Source organism: Xenorhabdus sp. KK7.4 (assembly GCF_963876465.1).
Classification (GTDB): domain Bacteria; phylum Pseudomonadota; class Gammaproteobacteria; order Enterobacterales; family Enterobacteriaceae; genus Xenorhabdus; species Xenorhabdus stockiae.
In genome coordinates this window covers 53,085-69,240 of the sequence record NZ_CAWNQF010000144.1, presented here as the reverse complement: position 1 = coordinate 69,240, position 16,156 = coordinate 53,085, and the positions used below count along the sequence as shown (strand labels likewise).

Annotated in this window: 10 protein-coding genes; all 10 read right to left on the bottom strand. The window is 44.5% G+C overall.

Translation table 11 applies throughout. The features are described 5' to 3' along the window. Positions 1 to 180 precede the first annotated feature (180 nt). Complete coding sequence (gene tssH, locus AACS90_RS22060) at positions 181 to 2,838, bottom strand: type VI secretion system ATPase TssH (RefSeq protein WP_099121527.1); 2,658 nt, start codon at positions 2,836 to 2,838, stop codon at positions 181 to 183. Between the two features lie 131 nt (positions 2,839 to 2,969). Continuing rightward, positions 2,970 to 4,001, bottom strand: a complete 1,032-nt coding sequence (tssG, locus tag AACS90_RS22055; RefSeq protein WP_099121526.1) for a type VI secretion system baseplate subunit TssG — start codon at positions 3,999 to 4,001, stop codon at positions 2,970 to 2,972. Positions 4,002 to 4,015: 14 nt separating this feature from the next. Further along, positions 4,016 to 5,890: a type VI secretion system baseplate subunit TssF gene (tssF, locus tag AACS90_RS22050; RefSeq protein WP_099121525.1), complete on the bottom strand. Its 1,875-nt coding sequence runs from the start codon at positions 5,888 to 5,890 to the stop codon at positions 4,016 to 4,018. A gap of 26 nt (positions 5,891 to 5,916) precedes the next feature. Further along, on the bottom strand, positions 5,917 to 6,471 hold the full coding sequence (gene tssE, locus AACS90_RS22045; protein ID WP_099121524.1) for a type VI secretion system baseplate subunit TssE: 555 nt from the start codon (positions 6,469 to 6,471) through the stop codon (positions 5,917 to 5,919). 154 nt (positions 6,472 to 6,625) lie between these two features. Beyond that, on the bottom strand, positions 6,626 to 8,446 hold the full coding sequence (locus AACS90_RS22040; RefSeq protein ID WP_099121523.1) for a type VI secretion system-associated FHA domain protein: 1,821 nt from the start codon (positions 8,444 to 8,446) through the stop codon (positions 6,626 to 6,628). Positions 8,447 to 8,534: 88 nt separating this feature from the next. Next, positions 8,535 to 9,026, bottom strand: coding sequence for an Hcp family type VI secretion system effector (locus AACS90_RS22035; protein WP_099121522.1), 492 nt, complete (start codon positions 9,024 to 9,026; stop codon positions 8,535 to 8,537). Between the two features lie 167 nt (positions 9,027 to 9,193). After that, positions 9,194 to 10,696 carry a type VI secretion system contractile sheath large subunit gene (gene tssC, locus AACS90_RS22030; protein WP_099121521.1) on the bottom strand — a complete coding sequence of 501 codons (1,503 nt, stop codon included), beginning with the start codon at positions 10,694 to 10,696 and terminating at the stop codon, positions 9,194 to 9,196. 3 nt (positions 10,697 to 10,699) lie between these two features. Next, positions 10,700 to 11,254, bottom strand: coding sequence for a type VI secretion system contractile sheath small subunit (gene tssB, locus AACS90_RS22025; protein WP_099121520.1), 555 nt, complete (start codon positions 11,252 to 11,254; stop codon positions 10,700 to 10,702). Between the two features lie 82 nt (positions 11,255 to 11,336). Further along, positions 11,337 to 12,455 (bottom strand): type VI secretion system protein TssA, encoded by a 1,119-nt coding sequence (tssA, locus tag AACS90_RS22020; protein ID WP_099121519.1) that lies wholly within the window; start codon positions 12,453 to 12,455, stop codon positions 11,337 to 11,339. A gap of 5 nt (positions 12,456 to 12,460) precedes the next feature. Beyond that, positions 12,461 to 16,153 (bottom strand): type VI secretion system membrane subunit TssM, encoded by a 3,693-nt coding sequence (tssM, locus tag AACS90_RS22015; protein ID WP_099121518.1) that lies wholly within the window; start codon positions 16,151 to 16,153, stop codon positions 12,461 to 12,463. Positions 16,154 to 16,156: the final 3 nt, after the last annotated feature.

Here is a 16,156-nt window from a genome sequence, read left to right as displayed (position 1 = left end):
TTACTCCGAACATTTAGTCCTCCTGTTAAATTATGTGGGAGTGTGGCATGGTTGGTATGAAATTATTTATACTCTTGAGGAAATGTTTATAAACTACGCATGACGCATGACGCATGACGCATGACGCATGACGCATGACGCATGACGCATGACAAATTACACACGGATATCATGCAGGATCTATATATCATTCGAAAACTGGAATTTAAGTTCTCCCTGTTCGAGCGACACCTGTAATTGGTTAAATTGTTCACCATGGGCACAGGCAGATAGCAGCCGCTGGCTTATCTGAGGCAATAGAGTATTGGTTAAAATAGCATCTACCGTACGACCCCCCGACTCAACTTCGGTACAACGACTGACAATATTTTCAATCATGGCTTCATCGAACGTGGCAGTAATACCGTGGTTTTCCAGCAATCGTTTCTGTATGCGTCCAAGCTGCAAATAAACGATACTGGTCATGACTTCATCATCTAATGGATAGTATGGAATGACTAATAAACGCCCCAGTAAAGCGGCAGGGAATGTGTTTAATAGTGGTTTACGTAGTGCTGAACTAAGCTGCTCCGGCTCAGGTAGTGTATTACTCTGTTGATAATGCTGGTAGCACATTGAGTTGACTAAATCCGCGCCGACATTCGATGTCAGAATAATAATCGTATTACGAAAGTCAATATGACGACCTTCACCATCTTCCATCCATCCCTTATCGAATACCTGAAAGAAAATTTCATGGACATCAGGATGCGCTTTTTCAATTTCATCCAGTAATACGACACTGTATGGACGACGACGAACTGCTTCGGTCAGGACACCCCCTTCGCCATATCCGACGTAGCCGGGAGGAGCACCTTTTAATGTTGATACAGTATGTGCTTCCTGAAATTCACTCATATTGATAGTGATCAGGTTTTGTTCACCACCATACAGTGTTTCCGCCAGAGCGAGTGCGGTTTCAGTTTTACCGACGCCGGAAGGCCCACACAGCATAAAGACCCCTACCGGTTTATTAGGGTCGTCCAGTTTTGCCCGTGAAGTGCGTACCCGGTTTGCGATGGTTTCTAACGCATGATACTGACCAATGACACGCTGGTTAAGGGTATCGGCTAATTGCAATACAGCCTCAATTTCATCTTTCATCATTCGGCTTAAAGGAATGCCAGTCCAGTCTGAGACAACAGCGGAAACTACATTACTGTCTACTGCGGCAAAGATAAGAGGTTCTTCACCCTGTAACATTTCCAGTTGTTGTTGCAGCTCAGCCAGCTCCGTATGAAGAGTAATTTTATCATTATTGTTTTGTTCTTCATCGGCTTGTTCTTCATGTAACTGAAGACGTAGCTGAATAATTTTGTCTGTCAGTAACAGTTCCTGTTGCCAGCGCGCTTCTAGCTGCTCTTGTTGCTCTGCCAGCGTTGTCAACTGGCTGAGAATATTTTCTGCCCGCTGAGGATCGCCCAGACCAACTTTGGATTCCCGTTCCACTATTCCCAGTTCAACATTCAACGATTCTATCTTATGACGGCAGTTTTCCAGCTGTGGGGGTTCTGCATGCTGGCTGACTGCAACTCTGGCACAGGCGGTATCCAGTAATGCGATGGCTTTGTCCGGTAACTGACGGGCAGGAATATAGCGGTGGGAGAGGTGTACTGCTGCATCAACTGCTTCATCCAGTAAAAGAATACGATGGTGTTTTTCCAGCGTATTGACCAGACTACGCAGCATTATCAGAGCCTTGGTTTCATCAGGCTCATGTACCTGAACAACCTGAAAACGGCGGGTCAGGGCCGGATCTTTTTCGATATATTTTTTATATTCTGACCAGGTTGTAGCACCCAGTGTCCTCAATTGCCCCCGTGCTAGTGCTGGTTTTAATAAGTTAGCGGCATCACCTGTACCTTGTTGTCCTCCCGCTCCTATCAGAGTGTGAATTTCATCAATAAACAAAATGATGGGCGTCGGGCTGGACTGGACTTCTTCAATGACTTTCCGCAGACGGGATTCAAACTCTCCTTTAATTCCCGCACCGGCCTGTAACATACCGATATCCAGCAGCCAAAGCTGAACGTTCTTCAGCGGGGGAGGAACTTCGCCAGCCACAATTCTCAAAGCCAGACCTTCAATGACCGCAGTCTTACCAACGCCGGCCTCACCTGTCAGTAATGGGTTGTTTTGTCTGCGGCGCATCAGAATATCGATAATCTGGCGGATTTCTTCATCGCGTCCTGAAACAGGGTCAATTTCACCATTACGGGCCCGGGCTGTTAATTCCTGTCCGTATTGTTGCAAAGCTGAGCCTGTTACAGACTGTGGCGATGCTCCCTGAGTTTCGGTTGATGATATTATGCTTTCCTGAGCCTCATCACTGCCATCAAATATATTGTTGAAATTATCGATCAGGGTATCGGCATTGATATGATCAAACAGGGGAGAAATTGCTTTCAGTGCATTGCGAAGATTGAAAGTTTTTAATATGCCTATCAGTAAATGCGAACTACGGATCTGAGCAACACCAAATTTCAGTGAACCGTAAACCCAGGCTCGCTCTACGGCATTGTCAATATGTTCTGAGAGATCAGAAATGGCACTGGCACCACGGGGCAGGCGATCCAGTGCAGCAACAATATCTTTGGTCAATGCAGATTCATCCAACCCTAAATGGTGGATAAGTTTCTGTAAATCACTGTTTTGTTGTTGCATGATTTGGTGTAGCCAATGAACCAGTTCAACATAAGGGTTACCACGCAACTTACAGAAAGCAGTGGCACCTTCTAATGATGTGAACAGGGTCGGGTTGAGCTTACCAAAAAGTACGGAACGGCTGATTTCTGACATAGCATGTAATCCGTGATGTTGTCGTTGATAATGTTTAGGTACGTAAGTAATAACGAGTGGTTAGATAACAACCCGTTATTAAATCACGAAAGGCAGGAAGAGGTATGCCGGTCGGGAGCATGCGGGCAAAACTAGGGATTGTAGATTAAATCATCACGATGGATTTTCTGTTCCATCTTCCCAAGCCAACTGCTTAGCCCTAGTTTTACCGGCTCTGACAGATGGATACCCTGTATATCTGTACGATGAAGTGCCAGCTGGATATCCCATGCATACTCAATCCCGAGATATTGACGTACCCAGTCACGTAATTGTTGTGACTTTGGCTGGTTTGGCAGGAAGTCTTCATATTCTGATATTGTCAGCGGGCCAAGTTCGATGCGGAATTTATACTGGACATCATATAACGCAGTCCCTAAAAAGGCTGACTGTCCTAAACGTGGCATGTTACGTCCGGCTTTTAACCGGGCCTGATCCTGAATCTCAACTTCCAGCCATTGCGGAATATTTTGTTTAATCTTTAACGGAATATTGAAGTAGGTGAACAGTATTTTTTCCAGACCTTCTGCACCATGCCCCTGACGGGATAAATGGCCTGATAATAAATAGCGGGCATGTTCATTAATAGAATCTGCGTTTTTCTGGGCAGGTAAACCCATACCAACCAGACAGGCGAGATAATGGCAGAAACGCTGATTATCCTGACGATCCAGCGATACTGTAGACTGCGCATTCGCCCAGGCCCGATAAAATAATTGGATTAACCTATTGTGAAATAAATTAGCAAACGCTGTCAGCGTCGGATCCTGGTAGTTATACTGTCGGGCATAGATATATTCGGTAATGTGAGTCGGTAATGGTCCGTTCGGCCCGAATAAACCAAAACTGTAAATCAGTACGTCATACTGTTTTGAGTTTTTCCGTTGTTTTGCTTCAGAGATAGTAGAAGGGGCGAATATCATTGATGCCTTTTGCCCTAACCGCAGTAGGTCGTATCGCGGTAATGGGGATGAACCCAGCATATAATATTCCCCGGACTGCGCATCTATCCGCCGCAGGGTCTGGAACAGATCGAACTGCCACGGCGTCTGGGTGAGTTCTTGCCAGAAATTATCAGGCAGACGGCTTATGCTGTGAATGGCAACGGCACCTGTTTCACTCATCGTTATTTCCCCCATTATAACAGCTGTTTTTTCCCCATTCGGGCCGGCCAGTAACCGATTTTGCCGCGTTGCTGGCTATAGAGAGTCATTTCAGTGAAGGAGTTCATGGTAACTAAATGAGAGAAGAGTCGTTCCAGAACACTACCCAGTAACCAAGGGCTGGTTCCGGCAAACTCCTGCTCATCGACTTCCAGTTCAATTCCGACACCACGGGCAAAAACGATTGGGCCGGGTTCTGGTACTCTGCGATGAATTGTCTTCAGTGAACAATGACGAATACCATTAATCTGACGGGCGGTGGCTGGTTCTGAAAGGTTGGCATAAAGACTCAGCAATTGCCGTAATGCCTGAGTGCCTTGTTCATCATCCTTATCCATGAAATTCAGGTAATTGAGCTGTAACTGACTGATTAATTTCCAGGAAGCTGAACCCTGTGCCAGAGCCGGATGTGGTATGGTCGGCCTTTTAAGAAATACAATCTGGTTGATTGGAATGGAATCAAGCATGACAAAACTGTCGATATCCTGTTGCCGCAACATCGCAGATAAATCACGGTTGGTGCACATCACATCCGCAGTCAGAAATTTGAGTTCATTCGGCCAGGGTGAGTGTTGTTCATCAACAATGGAAACAAATGATTCCGTACCGAGGTAGCTGGTTCGGGTTCCATAATGCAGGGAGTGTTCAGACAGAATCCGGGGATCACGACGAAGGGAAAAATAGGCACCATAATTTCCTTTATCATCACTGAATGTTGACCAGAAAGGTCGGAAGATCTGAGTTTCCCGTCGCTTGATATCTGCACCGTGCAGGCGTTGTACGGAAAAAATTTCGTAATCCAGTGGTCGGGTATTATCAACCACTAAATGGTACTCATTAGTACTCTCTTTTAGCGTGACCCGTTCAGTCAGTTTAGGGAACAGGTTAATGACAGGAGTACTGTTCAGGGCTAAGTAAGAGGCATCAACCAGATGCTCTAAATCCTCATCAATTTTGTCCAAAAGTAGGATCAGTTCAAACTCACTCTCTTTTTTAGTCTCTTCCAGCAAAGATTGCATGCCGCTAATGCTGAAGAACTGAAAACGAGCCGGAAAAGCAAAATACTCATGCAGCTGCCGATAACCGCTGAACGTGCGTGGATCATTGGGTAATAATGACTGCTCATCATCAAACCCTTCGTGATGCGGGGAGATATCAGGTAATACCTGATACTGGGGGGTATCACCGAGAGTCTGACAGATCATTCCGACGCAATGTTCCATCAGCAGTTCCTGCAATTGCTGAGCCTGAATATCTGGTCCGGAAAGAAAAAAGATCAGTTTATTGAGTTCCAGCTCACTGAGGAAGAATTTTCCTTTGCAGGTGAGATGAATACGTAACGCACTCACTGCACCGCACTGATGAAGATTTAAAGATGCCAGAGGAATATTGGCCGGAATTTTTCCCAATTCAACTTTTTGCAAGTGCAGGGGTTGCAGAATAACATCCTGTGCCGTGCTGTACTGAAGCGTAATACCGTCTTTTTTCAGTGACTGACAATGCATGATAGTCCCGCGTGGTACTAAAAATCCGTGGCTGATATCCCCTTTACTGGTATCGGGCTGGAGTTCGGCAATAGACATTGACGGTGTGGGAGCCAGATAATTGGGGCACAGCATCTCCAGTAATTGTTGGGAAAAGTTCGGAAACTCTGCATCCATTTTCAGCTGAATGCGGGAGGTCAGAAAAGCGAAACCCTCCATCAGCCTTTCAACGTAAGGGTCAGTCACATCAATGCCATGCATTCCCAACCGGTTGGCGACTTTCGGATAACGCTCGGCAAATTCTTTGCCCATCTCACGTAAATAAATCAGTTCACGATTGTAGTATTCAAGCAGTTTGCTATCCAAAATGTATTCTCCTGTTTTTTGCCGGCTTACCCAGCTTCTTTAATAGTGAAATAGCCATTTTCTAAATCAATATCACTGTGAAACAGGAACTCAAGCGGCCAGGGAACACACCATAAAAACCCTCTGATCTCGATGGATAATCTGTTGTACAAAGTCAGTGAGTGGGTATCCGAAACACAATTAACTTCAAGACCGTCAGGAATAATGCGGGGTTCAAAGATATGTATCGCTTTAGTGATCTTATGCTGGATATCCTCCCATTCGATTTCAGACATGAGCTTACCGGCCAGAGGCTCCAGGCCAAAATTATAGACGGAGCGACGGATTTCAGGGAAAGGGGAAAGGTTCTGTTCGGATTCGCCGTTGATACTATTGAGTAACCACTGTAAATCCCGTAGAAGATTCTGGCGTAATATATTATGTGATATCAGATGATTACTGGTTGCCTCTTTTTTCTTATCGGGTTCATTATCGGTGAGCCTGTCCAGCAGGGAAGGCTGCATTTTGTCTCTGGCAGTGATGTGTCTGGTATTACCCGGACGATGATAACCACCATGTATCAAAGTCGTATCGTTATTCATGGGGAGCCTATTAATTATTAGCAGTGATGATAGTTAGTCGTGATAATAGATAACTATGGGCAATAGAGTTGATATGCTGAAAGGTTTGTTCCCGCTGTCTTTCAGGTCATAAGCTGAAATTCATGGGGTATTTGTATCTGAGGAGTTGATGGTTTTATCCGGTCTGTTTTTTTATTTTTTTCTGGGAATTTTTATAGTTATTGACTTCGTTTTCATAAGCTAGCAGGAAGTTCTTACCAAACAGGCCGGAGTTGTGCTCAAATTCACTGGCTGTTTTTTGATAATGCTTAGTAAGGAATTCCCATAATGATGCTTTGTAGGTTGATGATAATGACAAACGTGGCATGCCGCCTTCGTCCCGTGCTTTTTGCTCAAGAATAGTGGGGTGGAAAAGTTGCAGGATATCTACCGTAATGGCTCGCATCCCGGCAATCATTCCCAGTTGGTGCGCTTGTAATTCGATTAAAATATCGCGGGTTGCCTGCTCAATAGACATAAATCCCGGCATATGATCACCAAACATCTGAACCAGTACTGATTGACCAGAAGGTAATAATTTAAAGGGATTATTGGTATCTGATAACATTTGGGTTATTTCGGCTTCGGCTTCCCGTTTCAGTAGGGTACGTGAAGTATTTAATGCAACAAGCCCCTGAGATAACTGGCTGATAAGCTGACCTAACTGATACATACGGTGTTCATCAAACTGTGGCTGTCGAAGATTTTTGAGTCCCATACCTTCTAGTAGGGCTGCCAGTAATTTTCCTTCCAGCTTGACACCCTCTGTCACATGTTCATCGGATTTATAGCTGATGGGATCGATATTCAGCCGTTCATAAATAGGGTCATCATTACTGATATGTGGTGGTGTGCTAAGTTGCTTAATCTGCTGATCAATATAAGGCTGATGACTCAGGTCAGTCTGCTTATTAGGTGGGTTAAAGAAGGTATCTTCTCCCATTGTTTCTTCTGTTTCTGTGCTGAACTGGTTTGTGACTAAATCTTGGTTTATTTCTCTGGATAGCTCTTCTGTTGTGAAGAGCGGAGGTAAAGGAGAGAGTTGAGCTTCTGATTGTGTATTATGATCAGATGCAGATTGTGTGACAGAAACCGATTTAGGTTCGGCAATTTTGGGATGATCAGGAGATGTTAGTGGCGCGGCAGTGCCTAACATCAAATCCAGAGGGTCTTCATTTTTAGTATTTTGTTTTTGTTTAACATTCTGGTCAGAAAATAACGCCAGTGGATCAATTTCACCTTCCTTATCATTGTGCTCAAAATCATATTCTTTATCATTCTGGAATAAGGTTGTCGGCGTATTATCATTAAGAATATCTTCCTGCCGGAAGAGGGGATCTGAATTGAACATAGTCACGGGATCTTTCGCTCGTAGCTGTAAGGTATTCAGATCAGCAGTTGTTTTGATTTTTGCTAATGGATCAATGGGATTACGTTCATCGTTTTCTTGTTGGCTGGAGGGAAACAGCGGGTTATGGTCATTTCCATCCGATGATGCCTGATGCTTGTCAGAGGATGTCGGAGTATCAGGGATCGTAAAAATTTTTTCAAGGCCATCCCAGACTTCACTGGGAATACCCTGCGTATCCGATTCAGAGGATACACTGGTAGCAGAAATATCAGTTTGTAATTGTGCATTTTGGTAGGGATCAATGACCTGAATCTGATAACTGCCAATATTCAGTACGTCACCATCGCGGATTTCAACCTGACGATTCGGAGCCACAGGGATTGTATTCAGCAAAAGCTCAGTTGCAGAACCCAGATTGGTGATCCGACATTTGCCATCTGTATTGATGGATACAATAGCCTGAACACGGGCAATGCCCTGCTCAGCATCAGGTAAAATCCAACTATTATCTTTACAGTGGCCGATAGTTCCCCCCGGAGGAGAGAATTCATAACTCAGTTGTGTTGGCTGGCTTGTACTGTTGTTTTTAACAATGGTGAATCGCATAAGCGTGGATCCTTATTGTTGATAAGGATAATGTGGATGAGGATAACCTCCTTGTTTCAAGGAGGTTATCAGTAAAATCCACGGTGTATTATTCCAGTTTATTAGTGTAGGAATCCCAGGTATAGGTAACTTCAGCACCTTTTTTACCCTGGAAGTCTTGTGGGAAGTAGCTTTCTTTATGTTTTTGGAAGGCAAGCTGAACGTCACAATAGAAGTTGCTATCTCCGTATACAAGTCTGGCGTCTGCAACCATAGCTTGTGTCAGGGTCAGCTCATACCAGGATTCTTGTGAGCCACCTTGCCGGCGAACATGGAGTTTAACTTCCTTAATATGCTTCCCTGAAACAACATATTTGCGCAAAGTGATAGCTGATTTATCAAACAGAAGATTTAAATGGAGATTGCTGACTTCAACAATGCCTCCACCTAAACCAGTCCCTTGATTAGATTTATTGATGTTGTTAATCACATCTATTTTAAAGGAATGGACGGCTGTCCAGTCTTTATGTTTTTCATCACCAGATTCGCCTTTAATATCAGTGAAGAAAATATACGCATCGGGCGTTGGAAGAGTAGACATAATTTTTCGCCTTAATCTTAATTAAAGTTTAATGAAGGAGTTGTATGTAACATTGGCATCCCATCGATGTTTATTGGGATACACATATAGAGAGAGGGAGGTACTGCTACAGAAAGATAACTAAAATAGTGATATTGGGTTTTGTGTTGAAAAATAAGTGATTAGTATCATGCTCCTTTTAGTGAGGGTAATTTTGAAACCAGGCGTAGAGAAACTGTCAGGCCTTCTAATTGATAGTGAGGCCGCAGGAAAAATTTAGCCTGATAGTATCCCGGGTTGCTCTCAATCTCTTCGACCTGAACTTCTGCGGCTGCCAGTGGTTTCTTGGCTTTAGTGAACGGTGTTGAATTGACTGGGTCACCATCGACATAATTTGTGATCCACTCATTCAGCCAGCGTTCCATATCACTGCGCTCCTGAAATGTCCCGATCTTGTCACGGACGATACATTTCAGATAATGGGCAAAGCGGCAGCAAGCAAACAAATAGGGCAGACGAGCCGAAAGGTTGGCATTCGCTGTTGCATCAGGATCATAATATTCCGAGGGTTTTTGTAGTGACTGGGCACCAATAAAGGCGGCCATATCGGTGTTTTTACGGTGCAGGAGCGGAATAAAGCCATTTTTAGCTAATTCAGCCTCACGGCGGTCACTGATGGCAATTTCGGTGGGGCATTTCATATCCACGCCGCCGTCATCAGAGGGGAAAGTATAACAAGGCAGATTTTCCACAATGCCGCCGGATTCTACGCCACGGATAGAGGTACACCAGCCATACAGTTTAAATGAGCGGTTAATATTAACAGCCATCGCATAAGCTGCATTCGCCCAGGTATAATTTTCGTGGGTAGGCCCATCGGTATTCTCTTCAAAATTGAAGTTATCAACGGGATTTGTCAGAGCACCATAAGGTAAACGGGACAGAAAACGCGGTAATGCTAATCCGATGTAACGGACGTCTTCTGATTCACGTAAACTCCGCCAGGGGGCGTATTCCGTATTCTGGAATATTTTGGTGAGATCGCGCGGATTAGCCAGCTCCTGCCAGGAGCTCATCTGCATCACACTGGGTGCGGCTCCGGCAATAAACGGGCAGTGTGCTGAGGCGCTGATTTGTGATATTTGGCGCAATAGTTCAACGTCCGGTGCAGTGTGGTCAAAATAGTAATCTCCCACCAGACAGCCGAAAGGTTCACCACCAAACTGGCCATATTCCGCTTCATAGATTTTCTTAAACAGTGGGCTTTGATCCCAGCTGATACCCTTAAAGCGTTTTAAGGTGTTACGAAGTTCTTTTTTGGACAGACACATCACACGGATTTTCAGCATTTCATCCGTTTCCGTGTTATTAATCAGATAATGCAGACCCCGCCATGCGCCTTCGAGTGTCTGAAACTCATCATGGTGCAGGATATGGTTCATTTGCTGTGAGATTTTGGTATCAATTTCGGCAATCAGTGACTGGATGGTACGATAGGTATCACCAGAGAGCGTCACTGTATTTTCCAGTGCCTGCTGCGCCAGTGTTTTGACCGCATTTTCAACGGCACTACGGGTCTGATCACTTTGCGGGCGGAATTCCTTACCGAGCAATACACTTAACTCATCAGCCGTGTACTCTTTTAGCGTCTGCTCTTGTTGAGACAAGGTTTCTTGTTCGGTCGTGCTCATCAATTACTCCTTATTTTCAGCGCTTTCATCTGATCCTGGCGTGTTGTCTTCAGATGAAATGCTGTCTTCAGGTTTTGGCGCTTCCGCCAGTGATTTCAACAGGGCTGGGTTTTGCAGTATTTCGGCAATCAGTTGTTCTGCACCAGTTTTGCCATCCATATAAGACAGCAGGTTCGCCAGTTGGGTACGTGCTTCCAACAGATTAGCCAAAGGCTCTACCTTTTTAGCGATAGCATCTGGCTGAAAATCCTCCATTCTTTCAAAAACCAGTTCAACATTCAGTTTGCCATCACCTGTCAGGGTGTTATCAACCTGAAAGGCAGCCCGGGGTTTTATTGACTTCATGCGTTCGTCAAAGTTATCAACATCGATTTCCAGAAATTTCCGATCAGTAATTTCTGGCTGGGCTTCTGTGGATTTCCCTGCCAAATCAGCCATAACCCCCATGACAAACGGCAGTTGAACCACTTTTTCTGAGCCATAAAGCTCGACATCGTATTCAATCTGGACACGGGGAGCGCGATTTCGAGCTATAAATTTTTGTCCGCTGGATTTCATGACAAATTCTCCAATACTGGCTAGATAGATTAAGGGGAGAGTGAATAATGCGTTGAATCTCTGAATAAGAGGTTATAAGCGGTTAGTGGGTATCATCTTGGTCTGTATCTGTACCGGAATTATCAGCATAGCCAAAAATGATGGCGAGCTGATGTAACCCTTCTGGTGCAAGATTAGAAATAATGTCGATAAAATTACGATCAATCAGCTGTTGAATACGGTCAATCATCATCGGAGCGGGATGGCTCGGTTCATGTGTGATGAAATAAAGTTTCACTTTTTCCAACAACATACGTACTTCTTCGCGATTGTGAGCTTCCACTTCATACCAGTCGAATGAGGATAAGTCAGCTGATGGTTCGGGGATTACCGTATTTTTTACTGAAGTGGATGCCGGTTTACTCACTGGTTCAGACTCAGAAGCGGCTTTATCGCTATCAGTCATAGGAGCTTCTGCTGAGGCTGGTGGTTTTAACAGACTGAACTCAATCACCGTATTCAGGTGTTTTAACAGCAGCGAAAATTCAGGTGAATGGCTGGCAGATAAATGCCGGTGAATCAGTTCAGTCAGGGCTGTGACGTGATCACGAATAACTACCAGTATAGATATTTCCGGGCTGCTCGATTCTTGTTTTAACTCCTTTAATAAACGTGTACGTCCTCCTGTATAGCCACTAATTTCGGTTATTGATCCGTCGAGTAGTGAGTAAACATCACGGAATGATAATTCCTGCAAAACGTTTTTCAGCAGAATCGAATTCTGTACTTTCAGGGTCAGAGGAGAGCCGTCTTCGATATCTGCCAGCGTATTGAGACGGAATAAAGGATCGTATTCACCATCAAATTCCAGTTTTGGCCACACTTCATCCCAATAGCGTTCCAACATCTGTTTAAGGAGAGCCAGACCATCGGCATAACCGGATAATCCACGCGCTTCTACCCATGCATGCATCAGGGCGATAATAATACGCAGGTCTTTAGTCCGGGACAGCAGTAGGTTTGTGGCCTGTTTTTCTACTTCCAGCCAGTTAGGGGGCTCGGCCGGGATCAGGAAATCACCGAACTGTTGTTCCGTTTTGCCAACGAGACTTTGTTCTAATAGCAGAAAATCATCATCGTATTCGAGATTCTCTCCGCAAGGGAACTTGCTGCTTATTGGCGCAAGTAACGCATCGATATTCGTACTGTTTTCATGGCTCATGGCGTTTATATGCTCTTCATATTCGGACAGGAGAATGCAGGCAGTTTAAACGGACTGAAAATACTGTTTGGTGTAAATCCCAGTACGACAGTGTGGCCTTGAATATTAAATGTGGCCTGTAGAGCTGAATCATCATGATGGGCAGAACTGCTATGCGAGACTTGTTTTGCTTTATCCAGCAATCGGTTCAGCGCCCAGGGGCCGGAAGCGGATAAGGTCGCTGTTGTACCATCAGCTAAGTTCAGTTGAATACTGGCCTGATTAACTCCGGTAGACCCCGGCCAGTTGATGAGTTGTGGAACCTGAGGGCCGTGGCTGTATTGCAACTGCTGCCCTCCGACATTCAGAACCATGCTCAATATTTGGTTACCCATACTGATCGGCTGAACCATGACAGTAAATGACGGTGTAGGAGTGCCGTTCCCAAAGAATGTATCACTGATGATCTTAGCCTGTTGGAAAGGCCGGAGTAATCTTGCTCCTCCCGGCAGCGGTTTGCCATCCACACCCGGCATAAAGCGCCATTGGGGCTGGGATGTATCGACTTTTCCCTCTAAGTTCTTTTTGTAAAAACTGTCCATCATCCCTTTTTCGGGGGCAAACATGCGAGCCATATCATCTGGTTTAATATCGACATGTGCCGTAGCTACCAGCGGATAACGATTTGTGATGGCCTGATTGCAAAACCCGCCGATTTCAGAGCTGAGCTGTTTACCGACACTTCTCATATCGCTGATTTGTGCATCACTGCTGGCACCGATTGCCAGTGAGGTGATCATATCCCTGAACGGCATAGGCAGTCGCTCTGATGCGGTCTGTAGTTGAGTGATAATATTATTGGGAGGAAACGTTGAACCGGTATTCACGGCATTCTGTACTGAAGTCAGGTATTGGTATAAGTCACCAATTTTTTTCAATATATCATCGAAAGGTATTTGCGGGTTTTTTCCGTCCGGATTTTTCGCCAAATCGGTAATTTGCGCAAAATGTGCCTCTAACATATTTTCCGGTGAGGGTTGCCCGTTATTCTGTAATATCATCTGTTGGGGAGCCAGGTTAGCTAACCTATTGGCTTTATTGGCTAAATTACTGGTCTTGCTGCTTAAGCTACCCAGTTTCGCAATATTCTTGCCTTTATTCATCAGGCTATTGAGCGGATCATTCAGGGTTAGATTTTTACTGATATTGATCAGAAGAAGACGCAGGGGTGAAACCGAAGATGAAAGTAAGCGCGCAGTGTTAGCCCGCTGCGTTAAATCATCAATATGGTTTAAACGAATATCACCCAGAAATTTATCCCATTGATAAATATAGTCATTAACATAAATTTGCCGGACAGATTGCTCAACTAGTTTAACTGGCTGTTTTTTGGCGTAAGAACCCAGCACCCAGCTATCTTGTATATAGGAACCGGCAATCAACGGTTCCATATCTTTGATGATTTTCTGATAACCCGCTGGCGTAAACAGCCCAGGAACTCCACTGGTTATTGGTTCATTACTGATATGAGAAAAAGCCAGATCAGCCTGTGGACCGGCAAGGGTAACTAAATTGACCGGTTCTAAATCGGGGTTGTTCAGCAGAGTGCTTTGTAGTCTGGCGTAGGTTCGTACTGCGAGAGGCGTACTGCTGATGAACGCCTGCCTGCTTTCAACCAGTGAGCTATCAAAGACATAGGGTGATGTAACCGGCTGATTATCCAGTAACTGGCCGAGGTGCCAGTCCAGCTGTTTGAATTGTATCTCAGGAGTATCGGGTGCTAATTGTGCTTCCAGATACTGCATTACCCAGTTACGCAGGAACTTACCGTCATAATGGTCGGGTTGATATAACATCTGATATGCCTTTAATGCACTGTATGTTTTATCGATATCATTATTACTGACCTGTTTTAGCTGATCGGTGACAAGCCTTGCGACATGTGGCAGCAGTAATGATTGTAGTGCTTTCGTATACAGGTCATGTCCGGCATCGTTGACCAGTTCACCCGTGTACAAGCCCATGCGATAAGATATCGGCGGATCGTCCAGCGAAAAATGCTGACTTTGGGCCAGATTGGCCAGCGTGTTCAACATCGGTAATAAGTTATAGATATTATTTGCTTCATTAGCATTATTCGTGTTTTGCTTTAACTCATCGCCCAGTTTCGTAATCGACGGCATTTTTGCCTGAATTTCAGCAAGATAATTTTCATTATTGTGATAACTGGTCAGAAATAAGGTGGTTACCGCGATCAGGATCGCTATTAGTGTCATATAACCTAACCAGTTAACCAGCCGATTCTTGTATATCCACCAACGGTTATAACTGGCAAGCCCGGCTTCCTGAAAAATGCCTTCCAGTAAGTTTTTCAGAAAGTACGGCTGCTGGGCCTGAGAGGGATAGTGCATCCCTTTATCTTCACCATTGCCCCATGACATCGAAATACTATTGTTATCAGTCGGTAACTGGACATTTTGATTAAATTTTTCCATCACAGAATCAAACGGAATTCCTTCCTGTTTACCGCTGGTGAAATAAAGCCCTCTGGGATAACTGGGAGCTTCAAAGCCGGATCGGGCGAAAATTATCTCAAGATACTGGGCAATATACGGATGCAGGGCAGCAAACTCCTGGGGAAACAGATAACTTTCAGCAGATTGCTGTGGATTGGATTCATTCAGCAGAATATAGGGTAATTCAGCATCCAGTCGCCGTTGTAACTGACGGTATTGTTCGTCAAAGGCAGCGTTGATGTTCCAGTCCATTTTGTTGTTCTGTGGAAAGGTCAGCCCCCAAATTTGTTCGCGTGATGCTTTATCAAGGTGCGTAAAATAGGCAGTGAAGCCTTTTAACAAGTCGGTTTTAGTAATAAAAAGATAAACCGGAAACTGAGTCTTAAATTTTTCATGTAATTCCGATAAGCGCCTGCGCAGCATATAGGCGTGGTTATCACGGGCTTCTGTCGATGGATTCAGCAAATCTTCCACACTGAGGGTCAGGATAACTCCATTAATAGGCTGACGTGTGCGGTATTTCTTCAACAGCTTAATAAATGTTTTCCATTCTCTGAAATTGGATTTTTGGACAGTATTATCCTGAATCGTATAGCGCCCGGCGGTATCCAGCAGAACGGCATTAGTTGTGAACCACCAGTTACAGCTATTACTATCCTGCATGCTGTACAGGGCAGCTCTGCCGAAATAATCTAATAGTGGAAAATTCAGGCCGGAATTCGACAGCGCAGTTGTTTTACCTGAACCCGGCGCCCCGATGACCAGATACCAGGGTAATTGGTACAGGTACTGGCGGCTGAAAAAACCTCTCAGGGTGGGTTTATTTTTACCATTCAGGCCGGAAAAATAAGCCTTTCTTAATAATTTTACAGCATCAGAAAAACGTTCTGACAGGGACAGGTGCTGTTCATTTTGTTGTTTTTCCTGCGTCTTTTCGGATTCGCTGCCTTTGATAATATTCAGCTGATTAGCCAGTTTTTTATTCAGCCAAGTCCGGTATAAGTGAGGAACGAGTAAACTAATAACCCAAAAAAAGTAAAGGAAGGCAATGGTGGCTACCCGTATTGTAAATGATTTAAATGGTACAACATCACCAACAGAAATAATGGGCCCCCAGAAACCGATAATGCAAGCAAGTATCGTTATTCCGATAAAACTCCATGTCAGTCTGCTGGTGATAATAGAAAGGAGCACATTCAACATCTT

Coding starts and splice junctions, on each gene's coding strand:
- tssC (WP_099121521.1), bottom strand. CDS start 10,696: ATGAGCACGACCGAACAAGAAACCTTGTCTCAACAAGAGCAGACGCTA.
- tssH (WP_099121527.1), bottom strand. CDS start 2,838: ATGTCAGAAATCAGCCGTTCCGTACTTTTTGGTAAGCTCAACCCGACC.
- AACS90_RS22035 (WP_099121522.1), bottom strand. CDS start 9,026: ATGTCTACTCTTCCAACGCCCGATGCGTATATTTTCTTCACTGATATT.
- AACS90_RS22040 (WP_099121523.1), bottom strand. CDS start 8,446: ATGCGATTCACCATTGTTAAAAACAACAGTACAAGCCAGCCAACACAA.
- tssA (WP_099121519.1), bottom strand. CDS start 12,455: ATGAGCCATGAAAACAGTACGAATATCGATGCGTTACTTGCGCCAATA.
- tssM (WP_099121518.1), bottom strand. CDS start 16,153: ATGTTGAATGTGCTCCTTTCTATTATCACCAGCAGACTGACATGGAGT.
- tssG (WP_099121526.1), bottom strand. CDS start 4,001: ATGAGTGAAACAGGTGCCGTTGCCATTCACAGCATAAGCCGTCTGCCT.
- tssB (WP_099121520.1), bottom strand. CDS start 11,254: ATGAAATCCAGCGGACAAAAATTTATAGCTCGAAATCGCGCTCCCCGT.
- tssE (WP_099121524.1), bottom strand. CDS start 6,471: ATGAATAACGATACGACTTTGATACATGGTGGTTATCATCGTCCGGGT.